We start from the raw sequence: 9,472 nt of genomic DNA, 5'->3' as shown, positions 1-9,472 counted from the left end.
TAAAACTGGCCGTTTAATATGGCCCTGACTGGCCGGGAAATGCGGCCCTGCTGGCCGCAGAAAGTGGCTGTTTGCACAGATCCTCAAAAAGTAGTGAAATTCACTTTTTTACAAAAAGATGCATTGGAAATTGCACGAAATATGCAGATGAATATAAAAACTGAGCGTAAAGAAGATGATTTATGGGGGACGATAGAAATGTCATTTAATAATATGTGGTTTTTAGATTCGGCTCCTAGTGAATGGAAAGAAATTTGGAATAACTTGATGAAAGAAGCTCAGAGAGTGTATATAGAAGCAAAAGATAACATGGTCATGTATCAATATTATTATGATTTGGCGGTAGAAGTTCCTTGTGTGTAGACAAAATACAAATAATGATATATGAATGCTGTTCTGTAATAATTTTATGATATACTGTGGATATGATATGTAAAAATAGTCGGAGAAAGATTTGTGAATGTACGATTATTTAGGAGGAAAAAGCATGACAGATGCAGAACAAAGAGAGGCTGCCCGTCAATTTGTAAACCGATGGATGGGAAAAGGGAAAGAAGATGAAGATGGACGTTCTTATTGGATTGATTTATTGACGAATGTTTTGGGAATGGATAATGTGACAGAACGTTTGAACTTTGAAAAGAAAGTTGTAATTGATGGAAATACAAAACGTATTGATGTATATATTCCTGAAACACGAGTAATTATTGAACAGAAGAGTCTTGGAAAAGCATTGGATCAGAAAATCAGGAATTCAGGAGATGTTGATCTTACTCCATTTGAACAGGCAGACAGATATAATGGGAAGCTGACTTTTGATGAAAGAGCTCGGTGGATTGTTACGTCAAATTTTGCTGAAATTTGGATTTATGATATGAACCAGAAACAGCCAGAACCGACAAAGATTGCTTTAGATGAATTACAAAGCAAATATCCATTGTTGGACTTCTTGGTGAAAAAGGAAGTAAAGACAATATCGCATGAAATGGAAGTATCAATAAAAGCAGGAGGTATTGTTGGGCTTATTTATGATGCGTTTTTAAAACAATATCGTATACCAGATATTAAGGAAAAGGATGAAACATTTGAGCAGAAAGAAAAAAGAGAGCATAAACTAAAGAGCCTGAATGCTTTATGTGTGCGAATTGTTTTTTGCTTGTATGCAGAAGATGCTGGTATTTTCGGAAAGAGAAATATGTTCCATGATTATTTGGAAACATATGAAGTAAAGGATTGCCGGAGAGCTTTATTAGAATTATTTAAGATATTGGATACACCTGTATCAGAGCGAGACGAGTATTTGGAGGAAGAACTTGCTCAGTTCCCGTATGTAAATGGTGGGTTATTTGCTGATGAAACTATTGAGATACCACCTTTTACAGAGGAAATTAAAGAATTACTTCTTACAAAAGCGTCAGAAGATTTTGATTGGAGTGATATTTCTCCAACTATATTTGGAGCGGTATTTGAATCTACATTAAATCCTGAGACCAGACGTTCAGGAGGAATGCATTATACATCTATTGAAAATATACATAAAGTTATTAGTCCGCTTTTTTTGGAAGATTTGCAAAAGGAATTTGATAGTATTAGAGCAATTCAAGTGAAGCGTACCAGAGATAAAAAATTGGAAGAATTCCAAAATAAATTGGCATCACTTACATTTTTTGATCCTGCGTGTGGTTCTGGAAATTTCCTTACAGAAACATACTTGTCGCTTCGTCGTTTGGAGAATGAGGTGATAAAGGAAAAAGTTGGCGGACAAATGACATTGGTAGAGGTAAATAATCCAATTAGAGTTTCTATTCAGCAATTTTATGGAATAGAGATTAACGATTTTGCAGTTACAGTTGCAAAAACGGCTTTATGGATTGCAGAATCTCAAATGTTGGAAGAAACGAAAAATATTGTGTATGGATTTAATGATGATTTTCTTCCTTTAAAGACATATGTAAATATCACAGAAGGAAATGCATTAAGAATTGATTGGAATGATGTAATTCCTGCAGAAAAATTATCGTTTATAATGGGAAATCCGCCATTTGTAGGAGCACGTTGGATGGCGTCGGAGCAGAAGGAAGATGTTGAGAAGATATTTGAAGGATGGAAGAGTATAGGAAATCTTGATTATGTTAGTTGCTGGTATAAAAAAGCAGCTGACTATATGGGAAATTATAATATCAGAGCAGCATTGGTATCAACTAATTCAATTACACAGGGAGAAAGTGTTTCGATTCTCTGGAAACCGCTTTTTGAATCAGGTGTACATATTGATTTTGCATACAGAACATTTATATGGGATAGTGAAGCGTCAATAAAAGCGCATGTTCATTGTGTAATTGTTGGCTTTAGCAGAGCTGTAAATAATAAGCAGAAAATAATTTATTCAGGTGAGAACGCAATTCCGGCGAATAATATTAATGGATATTTGCTTGATGCAGAAAATATATTCATTGAAAAAAGAATGAAACCATTGTGTAATGTTCCTGAAATAGCATTAGGTGGGCAAGCAATTGATGGTGGATTTTTAATATTGACGGAAGAGGAAAAGGAAGAGTTTTTGGAAAAAGAACCACAGGCTTCTCCGTTTTTTAGACATTATATGATGGGAAAAGATTTTATTGATCGAAAGCCGAGATATTGTATTTGGCTTGTTGGAGCTGATCCTGGATTATTAAAAAAATGTCCGATGATATTAGAACGGGTGAATAAAGTACGTGAATTTAGACTTAGTAGTACAAGAGCGAACACAAAAAAAGCGGCTGAGAATCCAACTTTATTTGCATCAATACTTGAACATAAAAATCAATATATTGCGATTCCCAAAGTTTCTTCTCAGAATCGTAGATATATTCCAATGGATTATTTAGATGGTGAAATTATTCCGGGAGACAAATTATTCACTATGCCAAATGCATCATTTTATGAATTTGGTGTATTGATGTCGAATGTTCATATGGCATGGATGCGAGCAGTGTGTGGAAGATTAAAAAGTGATTATAGTTATTCAAACACAATAGTGTATAACAATTTCCCGTGGCCTGTAGTAACGGAGAAGAATCGGGAACAAATTGAAAAATCGGCACAGGAAATTTTGAAAGCAAGAACATTATATCCTAATAGTAATCTTGCGGCTTTATATGATCCTTTAACAATGCCAGCCGAGTTACGGCGAGCACATACTGCAAATGATAAAGCTGTTATGGCTGCGTATGGCTTTAGTACAAAAATGACGGAAGCAGATTGTGTGGGAGAGTTGATGAAATTATACCAGAAAATGCAATGATAAAAGTTTATAGAGCTGTTTTTTGCTCAAAGTAAAATATTTGAAAACATAGAATATTCCAAATCCATAAAAGCTGAATGAAAACCAATATGGGAATTTTACAGGTGGTACAAAATTTGTAAAATTTTCATATTGGTTTTTTTGTAATCTGTAAAAATTATAAATTTGGATATCAAGTAAGGTTTCGGATTTTTGATTTTTATGTATTTTTCAATTTTGGATATGGCTCCGAAATTGGCAATTTTGCGGAAGTGTATCCACACTTCCTGTCCTTGCTATTTTTTAATCACATGGTGATTTCACAGGGATATAGGGCTGTTTAGCCTATTTTTTCTCCCTGTGCTGTGACCGAAGAAATTCGAGGAACCAATTATATATTTATGCTGAATGTGAGGAACTGGGGAGCACAATCCTCAGCAAGATTCCAACATCCGAAAAATGCCGTATTGCTAAAATAGCGATATGGTATTACCGGGGTGGATCTTGCTCTAGTGTGTACTGAGACCTCGGCATAAATAGAAAAATGGGTTTGGGGAATCCCCAGCAAGATGAAAACCTGATGAGAGAATATTGTGATGAAAGACAATATTGTTAAACACAGGTGGATCTTGCTCTGGGGTAAGAAAGAAGTATCTTTATATTATCAAAATGATATTTGGAGTTTATGTTGTTGGAAAGTCGTAAGCAGGAAGATAACTTCAAGTTGTTGGTGCAAATATAATGAATAGAAGTGTCCAGTACATTTTTGGTGATGGGTATTTTGGTGGAATCCATTTTTATTTATTTTTGAATAATAAAATTTTGAATCTGCAGCCGATTCTGCCTGCCGGACAATGTTTTTAGATATCTGTAAACGTCACGGACCGGAACTTGATGAAGAACCATCGGATGATGGAAGAAAGTATTTGGAAACACGATAGAAGCAAACGCTGTACTTATCGTCTTGTCTGGCAGGGAAGATTATTAGGCATTAACCAGAGAGATATCGGCAGAGAAAACAGAAGTGATAGACAATGATATTTGTTAGATATGCTTCTTGTCGTTGGCTGCATCATATTAAAACGCTTTTTACGTTAAAAAAGTGCTGTGATCACAAGGCTTTTTGCAAGCAAAAATGAAAAGGCTATATATAGGTAGCCTGTGAAACTGGAAGTGCCCATTTTGGGTCTGATTTAAAGAATAATGTTCTGACAGAGACCAATGGAATGACTCTCTGCTGGGGCTCCAAAAGAAAGGAGAAATGATTATGGAAAAAATGATGAATACAAAAACAGAGGGTAACACATTTACAAAGAAAATCGGGCAGACAGTCTATGTTGTCCGTTATCATTTCAATGAAAATGCAAAGGAAACAATGCAGGAGAAGATTAACCGGATGCTGGTTACAGAAGCAAGTCGACAGGCAGTGTATTAAAATTAGGTGGATGTAATTGAAGAAAAAATATGATATCATGTGAGTAACAAATCGTTAAGAAAAGAATCGAAGGTGGTGCAAACGAAAAAGCAGTATTGAGACTTTTTATTAACTGCCCTTTCGTTTGCATCAATTTCGATTTTTTCTGGTTGAACAAAGCGCGTCAACTCTATATGGACTTTTAATTCTGACACTCTATTTATAATAGGATAGCGTGTACACATAGAAACACATAGAATTTATAATTCAGTCCTGTATTATGACACCAGAAATAAGCCTCCCTAAGGAAGCTAAAAAAATATACAGTTATGATAGGTTAACAGAGCATATGTGGTTTTGGTTTTATAAAATGTTGTTCTGTAGGCAGAGGGATAATCTTACCACCACAGGAAGAACACTTGCATATATCTTTATTATAAAGAAGACGGATAATGGCAGGTGCATCCATATCTTTCAGCTTGGAAATATATTTTTTGCAACCAAGGATGTTTCTGCATAGGGTAATCTTTTTCTTCTTATTTCTGGATGAAAGAAGACCATAGTGCCTGATACGTACAAAGCGTTTTGGGGGAACATGCATTAAAAATCGACGGATAAATTCCTCGCCGGATAAGGTGATCTCTTTCCAAAGCCCTTGGTTTTTGTAATCTTTAGCAGAAAATGTAACTGTAGATTCTGTCATACTTTTGATACGGTAGTTGCTGATAGCAATCCGGTGGGTGTATTTTCCAAGGTATCTGATGACAGATTCGGCACCGTTAAATGGTTTCTTGCAATAAGGAATCCATTCCTTTGTATAGCAGGTATTTAACAATTCCTTGAAAGTATAGTAGTTTTTGTAAGGTGCAGCCGATCCATGAAATTCAAGCCTGTCATTTTCCCAGAGCTGCTTAAGTTCAGCCATATATTTTCCACGAAACGTTTTGGAGATCACCTTAATCGGAAGGAAAAACTCTTTCCCATTGTCTTTCCAATGATTTTTCGCATCCAGTCCTCCACCAAGAACAATCGCATGGATATGAGGATGAAAGTTCATGGTACTTCCCCATGTATGGAGGATACAAATATAGCCGATATCAGTCCCAAGATATTTACTGTCAGCAGCAAGTTCACTGAGAGTATCTGAAGCCGCATGATAAAGAGCAGCGTATAAGAATTTCTGGTTGCTGTAGATAATGGGATTAAGTTCTTCTGGAACTGTAAAAACTACATGGAAATAAGGGGCATCTAAGATATCCTCCCGCCGTGCATCTACCCATTTTTCTTTTGGAAACTCCTGACACATAGGACAGCACCTGTCACGGCAGGAGTTATAGTGGACTGATATGCAGCCGCAGTCCTCGCATACGCTTACATTCACACCAAAGGCACCAGTTTTGCAATTCATGATGTGGTAAGCGGCCTTTCGCTGAGCGGGAGAAATATCATGTGTGGATTCAAATGATGAATAAAAACGATGAAAAACATCCTGAATCGTACAATCCTTACTCATGATTCACCACCTTCCGGGTTGTCGAACGGGCTGCGGATCCCAAGAAGTGTCTTGTTGCTCACATGAAGGTAAACATCTGTAGAGCGAGGATCAACATGTCCAAGAAGTGACTGGATATATTTTATATCTGTGCCACTTTCGAATAGGTGGCTGGCAAAACTATGACGACATGCATGAGAGGAAACATGACGGGTAATGCCGGCGAGTTTAGCACTTTTCTTAAAGAACTGGTTAACACTGGCTATATCAAGATATCCACCGGTCCAGGAACTTGGGAAAAGGATATCTTTAGGGCGACCACATTTGTACCAATACTCAGTGAGAAGGTCTAAATTTTTTTGAGACAGAATCGTATACCTGTCAATTCTGCCTTTGGTTTCACGAACATGAATTGTCATGTTGGTACGGGAAATGTCATCATAATGGAGATGAACGACCTCCGATACACGTAATCCGGAAGAATACATAGTTGCAATAATCGCTTTATGCTTCAGATTCGGGGTGGCGTCAATGATTGCATTTATTTCATCGCAGGACAGAACGGCAGGAAGATTGCGCTCTCTTTTCATAGCCGGGACAGTGTCATCATCCCAGACAGTCTTCAGCACCTTTTTATATAAGAACTTTATTGCAGACCGATAGTGATTGTGAGTTTCAGGAGACCTTCCTTCCAGACGTTTGGCAGTAAGAAAACTTTCCGCATCTTCAAGTGTAAGATCAGAAACATTTTTCCAATCCAACGAAGGAAGTAACTGACATCCGAGCAATACAGTTGAATAGTTCTTTCACGCAGGTTACGTTTTTCCGCTTCATTGCGGATAGATTCAAAAATATCTTTATACATAATAAAACCTCCAGAATAAGTAGTGTTAATAATTACATCTACCTATTCGGAGGTGCATTAGCGTCATAATTCCGATTGCGGAAGAGACTGGAAAATGTTATTCTTATCATAGGCAGTGGAGCTTTCTTAGTTCAGTTGTTTCGTGTGGTAACTTAACAATAACGGATTATGGAAAGTAATTCCACTGCTTTTTTAATAAAAATAAAACTGCGCCAAAGCCTTGGCAGGCCATCGCGCAGCGATTTTGTTCAATCGGTATTTGGAGGTAATTTAAATGGAAAACAAAATTGTAGGTGCTATTTTCTGTTTCATGTCAGCAGTTTTAATTTCTGCACGATATATTTCTGCTGCGATATTTATGAGTGGAGTAGTTTCGTGGAATGCCACTTTATTTGCAGCCGGTCTTGAATGTGTAGGTCCTTTTTTAGCAATAGCGGCTGGTATTGCGTTTATTATTGGAATCCTTTTTCTGGGATATGGGCTGTATCTGGATATTAAAAAGATGAAGAAGTAGAACAATTCCCATTTATTGGGAAGTCGCTGAGAACGAAAAATCGGAAGTTTTAAAGGAGGAATACCATGGGATTATTTGGTAAAAGCAAAAAAGAACGAGAAACAGAATACATGAGCAGATTAGATGTTCCATCGTGTTTAAAAGAAGATTTTGAATTGATTATTGATGATATATTTACAATAGGTAATTGCGAAACAAGTACGGTAACAAAAGAACTAAAAAGGGAGGGCTTTCGCATGTCTGCTGATAACGCCAATCGCCTAAACCAATTAAATATGTTATATGCAAGAGCATGTACCTGAAGCCTGTTGGCATTTACCATTCTGGTATGACTGCTTACGGAAGCGAAATCGAAACCTGATTTGCTTTCTTTGATAAAGTTTTCCATCAGTCCTCTCTTGCAGTAAAATTTGATGAGATACCCAGGCGAGGAATCCATGTTTGTGACAACAAATGTATACATGTAAATCATCTGGTTTTCCGGCTTTTCAATCTTGCATACCACGCGCCTTTCATAAGGTCATGAACCTGCTTTATACATGAATTCACCATAAACTACCGCATAATCCACTTTGTTATTCTTGGTAATCTCATTGAGTTCATCCACAAGGTGGGATGCTTTTTCACGGAGAATTCCATTCTCCTTCAGGCGGATCGCATAGCCTGTGCCGTTTTCCTCACACTGCTTATAAAGATCAGGCGCAGCGAAACCGCTGTCACCACGAAGCAGAATACGGGTTGCAGGATAATCATTCAGATATTCATCAAGTATTGGCTGCAGGAAGTCAACTACTCCGGTACAGGAATACTGTGTTCCGTCACGAAGCTGGATTTTTATTAGATCCCCGGTCATTCCATCATAACAGACAAGTGGATGGTAGCCATTACTCTGATAATGGAAGTTAAAGGCTCTGCCTTCCTGTTTACCGTATGCATCAAGGAGAGTGGAATCAAGATCCAGAATAACAGCTTGTGGCAGCTGGATACTGTAGATTTTCTTTCTCAGCATTCTGCCAATAGTAAGGAACTGGTTTAAGGTATCTTCATCCATACGGTTAAAGAATCTTGAAACAGTAGGCTGTGATGCAAGGGCATCTTTTTCAAGTATAGACTTAAATACCGGATCATTCGTCAATTCATCGGAAGCATCATCTTCGGAATAACCGGCAATGATCATATATATCATCTGGAGCAGGTTTTCCTGATCCGTATGATATCTGAATAATGCAGAATCTCGCTTCTTTCCGCATTTAGCCCCGTAAAAGTTACGCACGCTCTGTCAATATGATAGCCGTCTTCCAAATCCCCTAATCTCTTCAGCGCATCCCCATACAGAGTAACTGTTCCGTTTTCTATATCATAATCAAATTCACCTGGCAAAAATTTCGAGTCTCCTACCCCGGCCGCTTCACACTGATTTATAAAGCGGCATGTCAGCCACACTTCTGTAATCTTTTCCACCCGAAATTCGCCCGTACCGTTCTCAAATCTGTATACCAGATCCTGGGATCCGTCTGTGATATAGGAAGCCTCTGTCGGGGAAGGCCTTCTGCTGTATTCTTCTGTGTAAACGAAATCCTCCGTACTCTCAGATTCCCCAGCTTCGTTCTCCGGAACAGCTTCACTGCCGGTGATTTCGGACTCCGCCCTCAGTTCTGCGTTCCCTTCCGCAGTTGTTCCGGCTGCGGTCTGGCCTTCGACGGCCGATACTCCCATCGGCATGAACGTCATCACAGCCGCGCAGATTCCAACTGCCATGATATGGCCTCATCTCTTCCTGTTTCTCATGAATCCTCTCCTCCATTCATCATTCGTATTTTCTCATATCTTATATTCCCCTGATTTCCCCTAAACCATTTACCCCCCCCCGGTATATTTCTGTCAACCACTTTATGAAATATTTTTGGATAATTTGGCAACGG

Annotated in this window: 7 protein-coding genes and 2 pseudogenes; 5 read left to right on the top strand and 4 right to left on the bottom strand. The window is 38.1% G+C overall.

What is annotated here, in order from left to right; genetic code table 11:
• Positions 1 to 63 precede the first annotated feature (63 nt).
• The 3 genes from GKG43_RS19845 (at position 64) to GKG43_RS19835 (ending at position 4,700) form a co-directional block, all read left to right on the top strand.
• A complete protein-coding gene (locus GKG43_RS19845) occupies positions 64 to 363 on the top strand; it encodes a hypothetical protein (RefSeq protein ID WP_243125878.1) in 300 nt (99 codons plus the stop codon).
• A gap of 124 nt (positions 364 to 487) precedes the next feature.
• Positions 488 to 3,286, top strand: a complete 2,799-nt coding sequence (locus GKG43_RS19840) for a DNA methyltransferase (protein ID WP_055164298.1) — start codon at positions 488 to 490, stop codon at positions 3,284 to 3,286.
• 1,255 nt (positions 3,287 to 4,541) lie between these two features.
• On the top strand, positions 4,542 to 4,700 hold the full coding sequence (locus tag GKG43_RS19835) for a transposon-encoded TnpW family protein (RefSeq protein ID WP_117526082.1): 159 nt from the start codon (positions 4,542 to 4,544) through the stop codon (positions 4,698 to 4,700).
• A gap of 316 nt (positions 4,701 to 5,016) precedes the next feature.
• Here GKG43_RS19835 and GKG43_RS19830 read toward each other — a convergent pair whose 3' ends face one another.
• The gene (locus tag GKG43_RS19830) at positions 5,017 to 6,192 is read right to left on the bottom strand and encodes an IS91 family transposase (protein WP_129879712.1); all 1,176 of its coding nucleotides are present in this window, start codon (positions 6,190 to 6,192) and stop codon (positions 5,017 to 5,019) included.
• A pseudogene (locus tag GKG43_RS19825) lies at positions 6,189 to 7,036 on the bottom strand (tyrosine-type recombinase/integrase). The gene GKG43_RS19830 and the pseudogene GKG43_RS19825 overlap by 4 nt, the downstream one beginning before the upstream one ends.
• A gap of 274 nt (positions 7,037 to 7,310) precedes the next feature.
• Between GKG43_RS19825 and GKG43_RS19820 the strand changes: the two are divergent.
• Both GKG43_RS19820 and GKG43_RS23010 read left to right on the top strand, forming a co-directional pair.
• Positions 7,311 to 7,550, top strand: coding sequence for a hypothetical protein (locus GKG43_RS19820; RefSeq protein ID WP_008374227.1), 240 nt, complete (start codon positions 7,311 to 7,313; stop codon positions 7,548 to 7,550).
• A gap of 65 nt (positions 7,551 to 7,615) precedes the next feature.
• The gene (locus GKG43_RS23010) at positions 7,616 to 7,852 is read left to right on the top strand and encodes a hypothetical protein (RefSeq protein ID WP_173020128.1); all 237 of its coding nucleotides are present in this window, start codon (positions 7,616 to 7,618) and stop codon (positions 7,850 to 7,852) included.
• On the opposite strand, the pseudogene GKG43_RS19815 reads toward GKG43_RS23010, so the two are convergent.
• Positions 7,780 to 8,784: pseudogene (locus GKG43_RS19815) on the bottom strand (IS1380 family transposase); the annotation flags it as partial. The gene GKG43_RS23010 and the pseudogene GKG43_RS19815 overlap by 73 nt on opposite strands.
• Positions 8,733 to 9,308 (bottom strand): hypothetical protein, encoded by a 576-nt coding sequence (locus GKG43_RS19810; RefSeq protein WP_129879710.1) that lies wholly within the window; start codon positions 9,306 to 9,308, stop codon positions 8,733 to 8,735. The gene GKG43_RS19810 and the pseudogene GKG43_RS19815, both read right to left, overlap by 52 nt.
• Between the last annotated feature and the right edge of the window lie 164 nt (positions 9,309 to 9,472).

This window comes from Eubacterium sp. BIOML-A2, from assembly GCF_009680135.1.
Classification (GTDB): domain Bacteria; phylum Bacillota; class Clostridia; order Lachnospirales; family Lachnospiraceae; genus Faecalicatena; species Faecalicatena contortus_B.
The sequence above is the reverse complement of the archived record's forward strand: the minus strand, read 5'-3'. Positions and strand labels throughout refer to the sequence as shown.